This is a genomic window from Burkholderia sp. Bp8994, from assembly GCF_003853805.1.
In the GTDB taxonomy this organism is placed as follows: Bacteria; Pseudomonadota; Gammaproteobacteria; order Burkholderiales; family Burkholderiaceae; genus Burkholderia.
Map to the genome: position 1 here is coordinate 60,071 of NZ_QTQH01000002.1, position 14,028 is coordinate 74,098.

12 protein-coding genes are annotated in these 14,028 nt (G+C 66.1%); 7 read left to right on the top strand and 5 right to left on the bottom strand.

Annotated elements, in window-relative coordinates; translation table 11 throughout:
- Window positions 1-19 precede the first annotated feature (19 nt).
- Window positions 20-1,354: an FAD-binding oxidoreductase gene (locus DIE04_RS02130; protein WP_124520721.1), complete on the bottom strand. Its 1,335-nt coding sequence runs from the start codon at window positions 1,352-1,354 to the stop codon at window positions 20-22.
- Between the two features lie 246 nt (window positions 1,355-1,600).
- Between DIE04_RS02130 and DIE04_RS02135 the strand changes: the two genes are divergently transcribed.
- Window positions 1,601-2,248, top strand: a complete 648-nt coding sequence (locus DIE04_RS02135) for a hypothetical protein (RefSeq protein WP_124520957.1) — start codon at window positions 1,601-1,603, stop codon at window positions 2,246-2,248.
- Between the two features lie 230 nt (window positions 2,249-2,478).
- Here the strand turns inward: DIE04_RS02135 and DIE04_RS02140 are convergent, their stop codons facing one another.
- Both DIE04_RS02140 and DIE04_RS02145 read right to left on the bottom strand, forming a co-directional pair.
- Complete coding sequence (locus DIE04_RS02140) at window positions 2,479-2,763, bottom strand: hypothetical protein (RefSeq protein WP_124520723.1); 285 nt, start codon at window positions 2,761-2,763, stop codon at window positions 2,479-2,481.
- Between the two features lie 352 nt (window positions 2,764-3,115).
- Window positions 3,116-3,325 (bottom strand): hypothetical protein, encoded by a 210-nt coding sequence (locus DIE04_RS02145; protein WP_044843214.1) that lies wholly within the window; start codon window positions 3,323-3,325, stop codon window positions 3,116-3,118.
- Between the two features lie 533 nt (window positions 3,326-3,858).
- On the opposite strand from DIE04_RS02145, the gene DIE04_RS02150 reads away from it, so the two are divergent.
- The 4 genes from DIE04_RS02150 (at window position 3,859) to DIE04_RS29995 (ending at window position 8,306) form a co-directional block, all read left to right on the top strand.
- On the top strand, window positions 3,859-4,713 hold the full coding sequence (locus DIE04_RS02150) for a helix-turn-helix domain-containing protein (RefSeq protein ID WP_044843213.1): 855 nt from the start codon (window positions 3,859-3,861) through the stop codon (window positions 4,711-4,713).
- A gap of 120 nt (window positions 4,714-4,833) precedes the next feature.
- On the top strand, window positions 4,834-6,501 hold the full coding sequence (locus DIE04_RS02155; RefSeq protein ID WP_124520725.1) for an ATP-dependent helicase: 1,668 nt from the start codon (window positions 4,834-4,836) through the stop codon (window positions 6,499-6,501).
- Window positions 6,502-6,690: 189 nt separating this feature from the next.
- Window positions 6,691-7,908 (top strand): DUF6402 family protein, encoded by a 1,218-nt coding sequence (locus tag DIE04_RS02160; RefSeq protein WP_185500293.1) that lies wholly within the window; start codon window positions 6,691-6,693, stop codon window positions 7,906-7,908.
- Window positions 7,875-8,306 (top strand): hypothetical protein, encoded by a 432-nt coding sequence (locus tag DIE04_RS29995; RefSeq protein ID WP_260426896.1) that lies wholly within the window; start codon window positions 7,875-7,877, stop codon window positions 8,304-8,306. The genes DIE04_RS02160 and DIE04_RS29995 overlap by 34 nt, the downstream gene beginning before the upstream one ends.
- A gap of 202 nt (window positions 8,307-8,508) precedes the next feature.
- On the opposite strand, the gene DIE04_RS02170 is transcribed toward DIE04_RS29995, so the two are convergent.
- The gene (locus tag DIE04_RS02170; RefSeq protein WP_124520727.1) at window positions 8,509-10,068 is read right to left on the bottom strand and encodes a methyl-accepting chemotaxis protein; all 1,560 of its coding nucleotides are present in this window, start codon (window positions 10,066-10,068) and stop codon (window positions 8,509-8,511) included.
- A gap of 230 nt (window positions 10,069-10,298) precedes the next feature.
- On the opposite strand from DIE04_RS02170, the gene DIE04_RS02175 reads away from it, so the two are divergent.
- Window positions 10,299-11,813, top strand: a complete 1,515-nt coding sequence (locus tag DIE04_RS02175; protein WP_124488142.1) for an MDR family MFS transporter — start codon at window positions 10,299-10,301, stop codon at window positions 11,811-11,813.
- A 91-nt stretch (window positions 11,814-11,904) separates the two neighbouring features.
- Here DIE04_RS02175 and DIE04_RS02180 read toward each other — a convergent pair whose 3' ends face one another.
- On the bottom strand, window positions 11,905-12,903 hold the full coding sequence (locus tag DIE04_RS02180) for a quinone oxidoreductase (protein WP_124520729.1): 999 nt from the start codon (window positions 12,901-12,903) through the stop codon (window positions 11,905-11,907).
- Between the two features lie 125 nt (window positions 12,904-13,028).
- Between DIE04_RS02180 and DIE04_RS02185 the strand changes: the two genes are divergently transcribed.
- The gene (locus DIE04_RS02185) at window positions 13,029-14,021 is read left to right on the top strand and encodes a LysR family transcriptional regulator (protein WP_124521824.1); all 993 of its coding nucleotides are present in this window, start codon (window positions 13,029-13,031) and stop codon (window positions 14,019-14,021) included.
- Window positions 14,022-14,028: the final 7 nt, after the last annotated feature.

The following is a 14,028-nucleotide window of genomic DNA, read 5'->3' on the forward strand; positions in this document are numbered from 1 at the left end:
GAACACGCGGGCCCGTCCGCTACAGCATGCTGCGCGGCCGCACCATCGTCCCGTCGGCGAAACGCCCGGCGCGGAACGCCGCCAGGTCGAGCGACGGCGCGCCCGTATCGACCCATTCGGCCAGCAGCCGCCCGACGATCGGCCCCATCGCGAAGCCGTGCCCGCAGAAGCCGGTCGCGATCGCGAGCCCGGACGGCGTGCCGGGCGCGTCGATCACCGGAATCCCGTCGGGCAGCACGTCGATCAGGCCGGCCCAGGCCTCGACGATCTGCGCGTCCTTCAGCGCGGGGAAGATCGCCTTCAGCTTCGCGAGCGCGCGCGGCGCATGCGCGCGATTCGGCTGCGGCTGCGGATCGCGCGGCTCGATCGGCCCGCCTCCGCCGCCGATGCGCGCGCAGGCATCGCGCCACGCGGCGCCATTCAAATGCAGCCGGAACTTCTCGCGCTGCGACCAGAATTCCGGCCAGAACAGGCTCAGGCCGCGCAGATGGCCGAGCGTCAGGTCGACGTCGACCTGCATGTCGTCGGCGAGATTGATCGCGCCGTTGCTGCGTTGCCGGATGCCGAGGCCGTGCCCCCAGATCGTCGACGCGGACACGTCGGGCAACACGTTGGTGCGCATGCAGGTGCCGCGCACGGCCTGCTGCGGCAGCCGGATGCCGACGCCGTCGAGCAGCCGGAAGCTGGTCGCGCCGGCCGCGCAGATCACGCGCCGCGTGCGGATCGTGCCGCGCTCGGTCACGACGCCGACGACCGCGCCGCCGGCCGTCTCGATCGCCGTCACGCCGCAGCCTTCGAAGAAACGCGCGCCGGCTTGCGTCGCGCGCGCCGCGAACGCGGCGGCCACGCGGCGCGGTTCGGCCTGCCCGTCGGTCGCCGTATACAGCCCGCCGAGCGTGCGCGCCTGCGTCGACAGCCCGGTCACGCGTTCGTCGATTTCCGCGCGCGTCAGCGTGCGCGTGTCGAGCCCGTGTTCGCGCGCAACGGCGAGCCACGCCTGGAACGACGCCCAGTCGTCGTCGTTGTCGGCGATATAGAGGCAACCGCCCTGCCGCCATTCGAGGTCGAAGCCGAGCGCCTGCTCGAGCCCTTCCCAGATCCGCATGCCGGCCATCATCAGCGGCACTTCGGCGGACTCGCGGCCCTGCTGCCGCACGAAGCCCCATGCGCGCGTCGATTGCTGGCCGGCAATGCGCGACTTGTCGAGCACGACGGCCTTCAGGCCGCGCAGGCCGAGGTAGTAGGCGGCCGCGCAGCCCATGATGCCGGCGCCGGCGATCACGATGTCGGCTTCGGCCGGAAACGCCGTGTCGGCGTGCGTCAATGCGTCGTGCAGCGGATAGGTGGTCGTCATTGTTCTCTGTTGGCGTCGATACGCCGGCACACTCATCGGCGTTCGCGATGGCATGCGCCGGACAGGCGCCCGGATTGAGGATCGGGAGGGCGAACGTGGGGGAAAGTCGATGAACGATCCGGTGCGCGGCCGCGGCCCCGCCATCGGTGACGGTTGCCCGTCGACCGTCCCTGTTTTTTCGCCTTGACGGCGCTATGTTACCGCGCGATAAACTGTATATCCATACAGTATTTCTTCAGCAGTAACATGATCCTCCCCCCATTCGATCCCCCGAAGCTGAACGACCTCACCGAATGGTGGACGAAGTGCACCTACGCCGACGTCCAGCGCCTGATCCTCGAGGTGCAGCACCTTCGTCTGACGCTGTGGGAACTGAAAGCGCACGTCGCGGATGCATCGCGCGGGATCCGCGTGCTCGATCCGGCCATGCTCGCGCACGGTTCCGCACTGAGACGGCTGACCTACCTGCTCGAAAAGGAAATCGAGCGCGCGAATCCGATCGGCCGCTCGCGCGACGTGTATGCACCGTTTTCCGATGAATGGCGCGCGCGTGAAGTGCTGCGATGTGCATTGCGCGCGCAGCCCGAACCCGCGGAAACCGGCACGCTTCCCTGCACGATTCCGGAATTCCAGCGCATCACCTGGGCCGAGCTTCGCGATCGCTGGCGCCATCTGAGCGACAGGCAATCGAGCCGGCAGAACATCGAGCAACGCATGGTGCTCGAGATCGCGCGTCAGCGATCCGTGATCCTCGCGCGCGCGCGAAAACTCGTCGATGCCGCGATCGCCGAAGCGGCCGCGGAAGGCAAGCAGTTGTTCGCGCTCGATCAACTCAAGCGGCTGCTGTCCGTCGAGCGGGAAGACGGAGAGCCGTTCACGTATATGCCGGCGTAAGGCGATTCGAATTCGGTGGTCGTTTTTCGAGGGTTCTTCGATGTCGTTCGTTTTCCTGATCATGACGACATGACGATACTTTCCCGTGCAATGCGTCGGGCAGGCCATGCTTCATTGATCAATGCCGAAGGCGCGATGACCGCGAGGTCATCGCGCCACATGGACGTTATCGAAGATCGAAAGGCGCGGTTCGCGCCGGGACGATCCCGGTGCAACCGGTATCGGGGTGATCAGTGTGGATAGCTCAACCGACGCGTTTGCGCGCGCACCGTGCGGTTGTACGGCTGAAGCCGCGCGAGCTGTTCGATCGACATCGTGACGACTTCGAGCACATGCCGTGCGATCTCGTCGTCCGTCATGCCGGCGTCGACGTACTGTTCGATGCTCATCGTTCGGGGCGGATGGCTGCCCGCGTCGGCGTCGACGATGTAAATCCTGGCAGTACGGTGCTCCGACGACAACATGAGCTGGACAGTTTTACCGAGAACGACGATCTGCATGCACAAAGTGGCCATTCGCTGCCTCCAATTGCGTTGCCTTCAATCGAGCATCGAACGATACCTCACAACCCGGGCGATGAATCTACTCGCTTCCCCGGATATTCGAAACCATCAGGAATCAATCGCGGGCCGGCTGTCCATCGCCTTCCGCGAACCTTTCTGCCGGGCGCGACGATCCGGGCGCGTCGCCATGCGGCAACGGCGCCACGCGGCAAAGGCGAGAAGGTGCGCGCGACCCCGCCGCGCCTCCGGGCGTTACTCGTGATTTTCGCTTTGAATGGGGGGCGCCCGTTCGGCGCCCTAATGGCTCACAGTGCATGCACCGGCCGGTCGAGCCGGCGCCCGTCGTGCCCGGGCAAACGACGCGCTACGCGTAGCGGCTCAACCAGGCTTCGGAGAATGCTTTCGCGTAGGCGACGGCGTCCGCTTCGGTATCGAATTCGCCCAGCTTGCGGAAAGCGGCCTCGCGGCTGAAACCCAGCTTCGTGACCTCGACCTGGGCGGCATATTTGCCGTCCTCCGTCACGCGCGGTTCGCAGTTCATTTCGTACCCGCGCATCACAAATTTCTTCTGCATCGCTTCAACACTATTTTGAGACGGGCGAATCGTAGCATGGGGTTCCGCCGCGTTCATGCGCGTGCCCGACCAGAGCATCCCCATCGGTTTCATTAGAGTAAGCCGTCGAACCATCCGCGTGTAAGATCCGGGGCCAGCTGGCACGACTCGGACGCCATGTAAAAATTTGTCGCCGACGCAGCGGCACGATGCCGCGCTTCGGGTCGCCGACACGCCCTGCTCTGGTGCATTTCGTCGGCAGTGCGGTGCGATTACGTGCCGCTCGGCGAGGAATCGTGTCCCGGCGTCTCGCGATCCGCGTCCGAAGGTTGCGAACGGGCCAGTGGTGCCTGACGCACGCCTGTGGATCTAGCGTAACGTCGTGACACACCTTTCACAGAAAGGCACCGATTGCGACATGGAATGACACTCGTTTTGCGGTAAAGTTATCTTTTCCGCGCGTGGCCGGTCGGCTCGCCCCTGGACGTCGTAAAGACTGTCCGCCGAGACTGCCGCAAGGCGTCGTTCTGAACGTCACGATCCGTTCCCGTAGCATGACCACTGAAGCAATCACCACGGATTCCCTCGCGGTTGCCGAGCGCGTGCGCGAGCTGATGACCCGCAACGGCATCGGCAAGCGCCAGCAAACCACCGAGCTGTGCCGCATCCTCGACCTGAGCTTTTCGCAGGGTCACCGCAAGCTGCGCGGCAGCAGCCCCTGGACGCTCGCGCAAATCAAGAAAGTCGCCGAAGCCTACGGCGAGCCCGCCGCTCAACTGTTCGGCGCGCAGACGCTCGACCCCGGCATGGTCGGCGCCTATTCGCAGGAGGCCGTCCTGTACGCCGGCGTCGCCGAAATTCCGTGCACCGCCTGGATCGGCGCGCCGCTCGAAGCCGGCGCGCGCCCCGAGTTCGTCGCGTACGAACAGAACGGCCGCTGGCGCGTGCTGCGCCATACGGGCGTGCTGTATCAGAACGCGTACGACGTGCACAAGATCGAGATCTATCCGCGCCGCGCGGAGAGCGACAAGCTCGTCGTCGCGGTGATCGATCCCGATCGCGTCAGCGCGACCGAGTTGTGCCGCTATCTCGAGCGGCAGGGATTCTCGACGGCCGCGTTCGACGGCCTCGCACCGTTCGTCGACGCGCTGCAGGGCCAGGCGTTCGACGCGGTCGTCACCGAATGGCTGTTCGACGACAGCACGGCCGCCACCGCGATCAAGGCGGTGCGCACGTCCGACAATCCGGGCGCGCCGATCTTCGTGCTGACGGGCGACCTGCTCACCGGCCGCGCGAGCGAAGCGGACATCAGCGAAGTGATCCGCGCATTCGACGTCGTCTGCTACGAAAAACCCGCGCGCATGGCGATCCTCAGCGCCGACCTCGCGAAGCGGCTCGCACGCGGGTAATTCCCGCACGCCGTCTACCTCTTTCGCATGGCCGGCGCCCCGGCGGCGCGGCGGTCGTGAACAGGTTCCTCAGTACAATAGCCGGACCCCGTTCACGACCGGCATCCGCCGCCCGACTTCATGGCCCGCCTCATTCCCGACGACTGGAAAAGCCTCGCCGCCACCGGCGCGGCCGAACGCGAGCGCGAGACGCTTGCCGCCCTCGAACACGCGCTGCCGGACAACTACACCGTCTATCACGGCGTGCACTGGACGCGTGCCGACCAGGGTTTCTCGGTGTTCGGCGAAGCGGCGTTCGTCGTCGTGAGCCCGGCCGGCCGCGTGCTGCTGATCGAGCAGAAGGCCGGCTTCCTGCGCGAAACGCCGAAGGGGCTCGTGAAGGTCTACCTGCAGAAGGAGCGCAACGTCCCGATCCAGCTCGCGCGCACGCAGGAGACGCTGCACCGGCGGCTGACCGCTGGGCTCGGCGCGGGCGTCTATGGCGTCGAGGCGCTGCTGTACTGCCCCGACTACGCGATCCGCGAGACGGCGATCGCCGGCGTCGCGGCCGACCGCATCGTCGATGCGTCGCGCAAGGCGCAGCTCGCGCAGGTGATCCTGCAGATCCTGCCCGAGCACGACGAGCCGCTGCCGAACGCAGCGAAGCTGCATCACTTCCTCGCGGACGAACTGGCGCTCACGCCCGACACGAGCGCGCTCGTCGGGCAAGCCGGCACGCTCGTCACGCGGCTGTCGGGCGGGCTTGCCGAGTGGGCGCGCCAGCTCGAGTTCACGCCGTTCCGCTTGCGCGTGACGGGCACCGCGGGTTCGGGCAAGACGCAGCTCGCGGTGCAGGCGATGCGCGACGCGGTCGCGGCCGGCAAGCGCGTGCTCTACGTGTGTTTCAACCGGCCGCTCGCCGACTACATCGCGCGCATCGCGCCGCCCGGCGCGAAGATCGCGAACTACCATCAGCTGTGCGACTGGGTCGCCCGCGACGGCGGCTATACGCCCGACTTCGACACGCCCGGCGCGTTCGAGCGGCTCGAGGCGCGCTTCGCGCAAGCGCCGATTCCGGAACGCTGGCGCTTCGATGTGCTGATCGTCGACGAAGGACAGGACTTCCACGCGCCGTGGGCGGCGGCACTGGAGCGCCTGCTGGCGCCGGACGCCGCGTGGTGGTGGCTGGAAGACCCGCTGCAGAACCTCTATCTGCGCGAGCCCGTCGCGCTGCCCGGCTGGGTCACGCTGAAGGCGCTGACGAACTACCGCAGCCCGCGCGACCTGCTCGAATTCGTGCGCGACGTCGTCGGCCGCGTCGAGCCGCTCGCGGCCGAACTGCGCTCGGGCAGCCCGTTCGACGGTTCCGATCCGTCGGTGTCGTCATACGGGGAAGACGGCGCGTCGGGCGACGCACTCGCCGAAGCGTGCATCGACGCGACCAAGCGCGCGATCACGCACGCGCTGTCGCTCGGCTTCCGCAAGCAGGACATCGCGGTGCTGTCGTATCGCGGCCGCGAAAGCTCGGTGCTCGCGCGGCTCGACCAGCTCGGCCCGCACCGGGTCAAGCGCTTCACCGGCAAGTACGACCTGTTCGGCAACCCTGAATATCGCGAAGGCGACGTGCTGCTCGATTCGATCTACCGCTTCAAGGGCCAGTCCGCGCCGTGCGTGATCCTCACCGAGATCGACTTCGACACGCTCGATGCGCGTGCGGCCCGCAAGCTGTTCGTCGGCGCGACGCGCGCGACGATGAAGCTGCTGCTCGTCGCGTCGGCTCGCTCGGCGGCGCAGCTTGCGGGTGGATGACGCGGCGGAACGACTCTCTCGGCACGAGGATGCTCTCCGTCGTGATGTTCATTGACAATCGGGCACATTTCGTTCTGCCCGGCGCGCTTATCCAGCCGTCTTTCGCCCGGTTCCGGCAGCACCTGGCGATTTATCCGTTTGCAGCCTGTCAGTACGATGCCAGGCCATTCGTTGCAAACGGAATATTCCATGACCGATGTAAAAAAGGTGCCGTACTACAAGCCGCAAAAAGGCTGGTTCGGACCAGAACTGAAGGAATACAAGGGCCATCGGGGATGCATTCCTCTCGATACGCAGAGAAGCGTGTCCATCGACAGGCCTGCACCGGGGCAAAAGCCACCGCCTCCCGAGACAATTTCTCAAGCCTCGAAACTGCCGAAACAAAGTGCCGCGCCTCAATCTCGGCCTCAGCCGAAAGCCGCTCAGACGATCACGCAGGAACCGCCGAAGCAACGGGAATCGGAAGTTTGCGACAACCCACCGGCCTTCGACCTCCAGGACGTGCCGATTGCGATGGACAATCTGGGCTGGAAAGTCTCAGCCAAGCTTGCGCGAATCTGGTTCGCTGGTTCTGCGCATACGTACAACGACGAGCCAACGTCACCCCAGCCATTGAACGACGACAGCATCACACTCGATTGGACGTTGAAATTTGGCAGCATCCGGAGGAAATTCGAATACCTCCTCGCGAACGGCATTTATAGCAGGCGATCCGTAGAAACAGCAACCAACATCGCCAAGCCTTTCGTTAAAAAACTATTTCTCGAAAGAAATTCAACATTCAATTTCAACACCTCACGATTCATCCGCGATTTGCCAAAATTTCACAACGATTGGCAATTTCAGCTGCTACCAATAATAAATTGGGATACCCTGGAAAATCTCTCCCCAACGGATCTCACGGGAGCACTGGCCAATTTCAACATCTACATCGCCATAGGAAATGTTGAGATTTCAAGTGAAAGATACTTCAAATACGAGAAATCAGGAAACCTCTACTGCATCAATGCCACCGGAAAAATCACGCACATCTATGCCTACGTGAAAGACAACTATTCATTCAACGGAAAGCAGTATTTGGGGCATTGGAACAAGTTCGGAGTGGTCATTGCGCCGGGCTCAATGCTCGCCGACTCCAGTTCGCCAAAGCGGGAAACCGACCTCGATATTTGGGCGAAAAGCATCAACAAACCCGTAGACACGCGAAAAGGCTTGCTTGGAAAATTCAAAAAATCCGACGTTTACTTTCCAGTCTACAACGCGGACTATAATCGCTGGAGAGAAAAGCATCAACGAGGCAAGGACTTCATGATATATTCAAAACCCGTCTATCTAAAGCTGAATAAGCCGATCGATCTCAATCTTGGTGAGATATGCAGACTAGAACCATCAGATACATTGGCTTAGTTGTTATCTTTTATATCGCCACCGGCCTGGCCATTCACCTCAACCGCCCTGCCTATGGACGATGCGACTTTTACGATCACCCGGAAACATTAGACGGCGGCATAAGACACATGAATGGAGTCTACTATCGATTCATGATGTGCGGCACTGGCGGAAATGATCAGAACGGGACGAATGACAAAATAGAACTGAAGGTTTTCAACGACAAGGGCGAGCTCGTGGCGAAGAGATACTTCTCCGTCAACTGGTATCACGGGAAAAGCTTTCACCAACCCTTAAGCTATGAGGGCAATGTGGTCCGCTACATCGACTTGACCGATGAGTCAAACCACAACAAATATCTGAAAATTCCGCCCACCAAGTGGGATTGGCTTCGCGCCAGATTGCCTTTGTTTTGAGCGTGTCGAAGCGAACGTATTCCAAGATGAGCTCGTGGAAGGATGTAAATTGATCGGCTCTGAAAGCCCTGCGGACGACGCCAGTGTTCTCGACCGGATCATTCGGGACAACCTGGACTGAGCCTCATCGCGAAGCGCGTCGCGGGCGCCACGCCTGAACAGCCACGATGCCGCCCCGGTGTGTTGCCCGCCCCGCTAACGATCACGCCACCCGAAACGCCCCCACCGCCCGCCGCAGCCCATCGGCCTGCTCCTCGAGCGACGCCGCAGCCGCCGCCGCCTGCTCGACCAGCGCCGCGTTCTGCTGCGACACCTGATCCATCTGCGACACCGCGCGGTTCACCTGCTCGATCCCGTCGCGCTGCTCGTTCGACGCGGCCGCGATCTCGGTCATGATGCCCGTCACGCGGCCGATCGCCTGCTGGATGTCCTGCATCGTCGCGCCGGCCACGCCGACCAGCCGCGACCCCGTCGCGACGCGCTCGACCGACTCGCCGATCAGCGTGCGGATCTCCTTCGCGGCCGACGCCGAGCGCTGCGCGAGCGTGCGCACCTCGCCCGCGACCACCGCGAAGCCGCGGCCCTGCTCGCCCGCGCGCGCGGCTTCGACCGCCGCATTCAGCGCGAGGATGTTGGTCTGGAACGCGATGCCCTCGATCGTGCCGATGATGTCGGCCACCTTCTGCGAACTCTGGTCGATCTCGTTCATCGTGCCGATCACCTCGCCGACGACCGTCGCGCCGCGCGTCGCGATCTCGCTCGCGTTGTCCGCGCACGCCTGCGCCTCGACCGCGTGATCGGCGTTCTGCTTCACGGTCGCCGTCAGCTGTTCCATGCTCGCGGCCGTCTCCTGCAGCGCGGACGCCTGCTCCTCGGTACGCTGCGACAGGTCGGTGTTGCCGGCCGCGATCTGGTGCGTCGCGGTCGAGATCGCTTCGGAACCCTGGCTGACCTGGCGCACCGTATCGGCAAGGCTGCGCTGCATGCCCGTCACACCCTTGACCAGCTCGGCCATCTCGTCACGCGACGACCAGCGCACTTCCGACGTCAGGTCGCCGTCCGACAGGCGGCGGAAATGCGACAGCAGGCGGTTCACCGGTTGCGTGATCGCGAAATGCAGGCCGACCGCGCAGCCGAGACACGCGGCGAGACCGAACGCGATGCCGGCGATCGCGCCCGCGCGCATCCAGCCGTAATAGGTCTGCGCGGTGTCGTAGACGTCCTTGCCGCGCGCGGCCTGGTACGCGTCGAGCGCGTCGGTCGCCTGCGTGAGCGCGACCGACAGCGGCGGCGCGACCGTCATCAGCAGGCGGTCGGCGTCGTCGCGGCGTCCCGCGCGGATCGCATCGATCATCGGCTTCAACGCCTGTCCGATCAGCGCCTGGCGCGCGGCGTCGAGCCGGGTCGCGAGCGGGCCTTCGTCGCCGTCGTGCGGCATCGTCGCGTAGGTGCGCCACGCGGCGTCGGCCTTCGCGAGATAGCCCTCGGCCTTGTTGACGAGCTCGGGCACGTCCGGCGCCTCCGGATGCAGCATCGCGCGGTCGAGCGTGGTGCGCACGATCGTCAGGTTCAGGCTCGCGGCGGACAGCGCGGTCTTCGCGGCCAGCTCGCGCGTATAGGCTTCGTCGAGCGCGCGGTTCGAGCGCTGCATGCCGGTCAGGCCGATCAGGCCCGACACGACGAGCAGCACGGCGACGAGCCCGAGCGTGGAAAAAATCCGCGTACGGATCGAGAAACGGGAAAACAGGGCGTTCAGGTTCATGACGGGACGGGAGCGATAAAGGGTGCCGCGGCAATCGGTCCGCGGCACTCTGGATTACGGTTTGCCTGCAAAAAACTTGAGTCCGGTCCGCCGTCGGGCTGATCGCGATCAATTTTTCCCGGCCGGCAATCTCCTGTTACCGATGCAACAAATCGAGGCCCGGCAGAAATTGACCAGGCAATAAATTATCTCTATATTTCGCTCAATTCCCTGCCATGGCAGATATCTCGATGAGAACCGATACCCTCCTTGCCCCGCCGGCCGCCGACGCGGCCCGCCGCGACGCGCCGACCGGGCTGATCGTCGCCGCGCTGTTGCTCGTCATGCTGCTGTCCGCGCTCGACCAGACGATCGTGTCGACCGCGCTGCCGACCATCGTCGGCGAGCTCGGCGGCCTCGACCAGCTGTCATGGGTCGTCACCGCGTACCTGCTGTCGTCGACGGTCGTGCTGCCGCTGTACGGCAAGCTCGGCGACCTGTACGGCCGCAAGATCGTGCTGCAGGCCGCGATCGTGCTGTTTCTCGCCGGCTCCGCGCTGTGCGGCATCGCGCAGGACATGACGCAACTGATCGTGCTGCGCGCGCTGCAGGGGCTCGGCGGCGGCGGGCTGATGGTCGTCACGATGGCCGCGATCGGCGACCTCGTGCCGCCCGACCGCCGCGCGCGCTATCAGGGGATGTTCGGCGGCGTGTACGGCCTCGCGACGATCGTCGGGCCGCTGCTCGGCGGCTTCCTGGTCGAACACCTGTCGTGGCGCTGGATCTTCACGATCAACCTGCCGCTCGGTTGCGTCGCGCTCGCGGTGATCGGCATCGCGTTCCGGCCGCATACCGCGCACGTGAAGCACCGGATCGACTACATGGGCGCGGCGTTCCTCGCAACGGCCCTCACCTGCGTGATCCTGTTCACGAGCGAAGGCGGTTCGCTGCTGCCGTGGTCGTCGCCGCAACTATGGATGACGCTGGTGCTCGGCGTGGTCGCGGTCGGCGGCTTCATCTACGAGGAGCGGCTCGCGGCCGAGCCGATCATGCCGCTCGAACTGTTCCGCCAGCGCACCTTCGTGCTGATGAGCCTGATCGGCTTCGTCGTCGGCATCGCGCTGTTCGGGTCGGTCACGTTCATTCCGCTCTATCTGCAGGTCGTGAAAGGCTCGACGCCGTCGCAGGCCGGGATGCAGCTGCTGCCGATGATGGGCGGGATGCTCGCGATGTCGGTGGTCAGCGGTCGGCTGATCTCGCGGCTCGGCACGTATCGGCCGTTTCCGATCGCGGGCACGCTGATCGGCGGTGTCGCGATGGCGCTGCTGTCGACGCTGTCGCTCGACACACCGCTGCACACGATGTACGCATACATGGCGCTGCTCGGGATCGGGCTCGGCATGGTGATGCCGGTGCTGACGCTCGCGGTGCAGAACACGGTCGAATTCCGGCACATGGGGGTCGCGACGTCGGGCGCGACGCTGTTCCGCTCGATCGGCGGTTCGCTCGGCGTCGCCGCGTTCGGCGCACTGTTCTCGCACGGGCTGCAGTCGCGGATCGTGCAGGCGCTGCCGGCCGGCACCGAGCTGCCGCCCGCGCTCGGCCCGGCGGCCGTGCACCAGTTGCCGGATGCGGTGCGCGATGCTTACCTGCATGCGTTCGCCGGGTCGCTGCATGTGGTGTATCTCGCGGCGGCCGGCGTGATCGCGATCGCGTTCGTGCTCGCCTGGTTCGTCGAGAGCGCGCCGCTGCGCAAGCACAACTGATTCGCAGGCCGGCGGCAGCGATCGCCGGCCGATCGAAGCCACGAGGCGACCGTTCTCCCGATTTGCGATCGCCGTGCCGCCCCGCCCGCCGTCACGGCACCAGCACCACCCCGCCCGTCGTCTGCCGCGACTCCAGCAAGCGATGCGCGTCGGCCGCCTGTTCGAGCGGCAGCCGCGCGCCGATCTCCACGTGCATCCCGCCCGCGAGCCGCTCGAGCGTCGCGCGCGCCGCTTCCCGATACCCCGCCACGTCACGCGCGATGAAACCCAGCACGCTCGGCCGCGCCAGCGCGATCGAGCGGGCCGGCCCGAGTTCGTCGAGATCGATCGTCTGCCGCGCGCCGATCGCGGCGACCTGCCCGATGCTCGCGACCATCCCGAACGGCCGGACCGCGCCGAGCGTACGCGTCAGCACGTCGCCGCCGATCCCGTCGATCGCATAGTCGACACCCGCGCCGCCGCCGAACGCGCGGGCCGCCGCGACGAAATCCGCCTCGCGATAATCGACCACCGCTTCCGCCCCGTGTGCGCGCACCAGCGCCGCCTTCGCGGCCGAGCCGACCGTGCCGATCACCCGTGCGCCGAGCGCGCGCGCCCACTGCGTCGCCAGCAAGCCGACGCCGCCGGCCGCCGCATGCACGAGCACGGTCTCGCCGGCGCCGACCTGCCGCACGCGGTGCAGCAGCATGTAAACAGTAATGCCTTTCAGCAGCCCGGCCGCGGCCGCGTCGTCGCTCACGCCGTCGGGCACGGGCACCACGCGCTCGGCAGGCAGCGTGCGCAGGCTCGCATAGCTGCCGGTCGGCAGTCCCGCATAGGCAACGCGCTGGCCCGGGACGAGCGCCGTCACGCCGGGCCCGACCGCCTCGACCACGCCGGCCGCCTCCACGCCGAGCGCGTCCGGCAATGCCGGCAACGGGTGCGCGCCGGTCCTGAAATAAATGTCGACGAAATTCACGCCGACGGCGGTCTGGCGAATCCGCACCTCGCCGGCGCCGGGCGGCGCGACGGGCGCATCGACGCGGCGCAGCACGCCGGCGTCGCCGTAGCGGTCGATCCCGATCCGGGTGGCGGTGGCAGTTTGGGTCATGACGTTCCTCGCAATCGAATGAAGTGACACGATCATCCCATCGTGCATAATCGAACGGAATTCCCGTTATGCGCCCATCTACCGTGCAAAATTCGACCGAACCAACGGCAGTGTCCGCGCCGCCGATGAGCTGGGACGACCTCCGCTATTTCCTCGCGGTGATGCGCGGCGGCAGCCTGTCGGCCGCGGCGCGGGCGCTGCAGGTCCAGCATTCGACGGTTGCCCGGCGCATCGACGCGCTGGAGTCCGCGCTCGGCATCCGGCTGTTCGACCGGCTGCCGCGCGGCTGGCCGCCGACCGACGAAGGGCTGCATCTCGCCGAACATGCGGCGCGCGTCGAAACCGACGTACATGCGTTCGCGCGCGCCGCGCAGGGGGCGGCGGCGCTCGAGGGGGTGGTGCGCGTGTCCGCGTCGCCGGTGTTCGCGAGCCACTTCCTCGCGCCGCGGCTCGCCCGCGCGCAGCGCGCGTGGCCCGCGCTGCGGATCGACCTGATGGGCGAAATGCACGCGGCCAACCTGTATGCGCGCGAAGCCGACCTCGCCGTGCGCTTGTCACGACCGAACGAGCCGGGGCTGGCCGCGCGCCGGCTCGGCACGATGCGCTTCGCGCTGTGCGCGTCGCCCGACTGGGCCGCCACGCCGCCCGACACCTGGGCATTCCTCGGTTACGACGACGCGCTCGCGCAAATGCCGCAGCAGCAATGGCTCGAGCGCTTCGCGGCCGGGCGCCGCTTCGCGTTCGTCGCCAACGACCTGGCCGCGCTGCATCGTGCGTGCGTGGCCGGTGCGGGAATCGCGCTGCTGCCGCGCTTTCTCGTCGACGATCCAGCACTCGACGCCCTGCCGGCAGCGTCCCGGTCGCCCGGCGAATCCGAAACCGGCGGTCCCCGCGCCGCGGCCGGTGCCCGCGCCAACGCCCACCAACCCGCCCGTGCCGCCGCGGCAACCGACGCAGCCGCCCCCGCGGCGCTCGTCGAACTCACTGCCGCACCACGCTGCGACATCGAGCGCGAAATCTGGCTCGTCGTTCATCCTGACGTGCGCCGGTCGCCGCGCGTGCAACGCGTCGCGGATGCAATCGCCGACGCGGTGCATGCGGCCGAGGGGCGGCTCTGACGCCCCG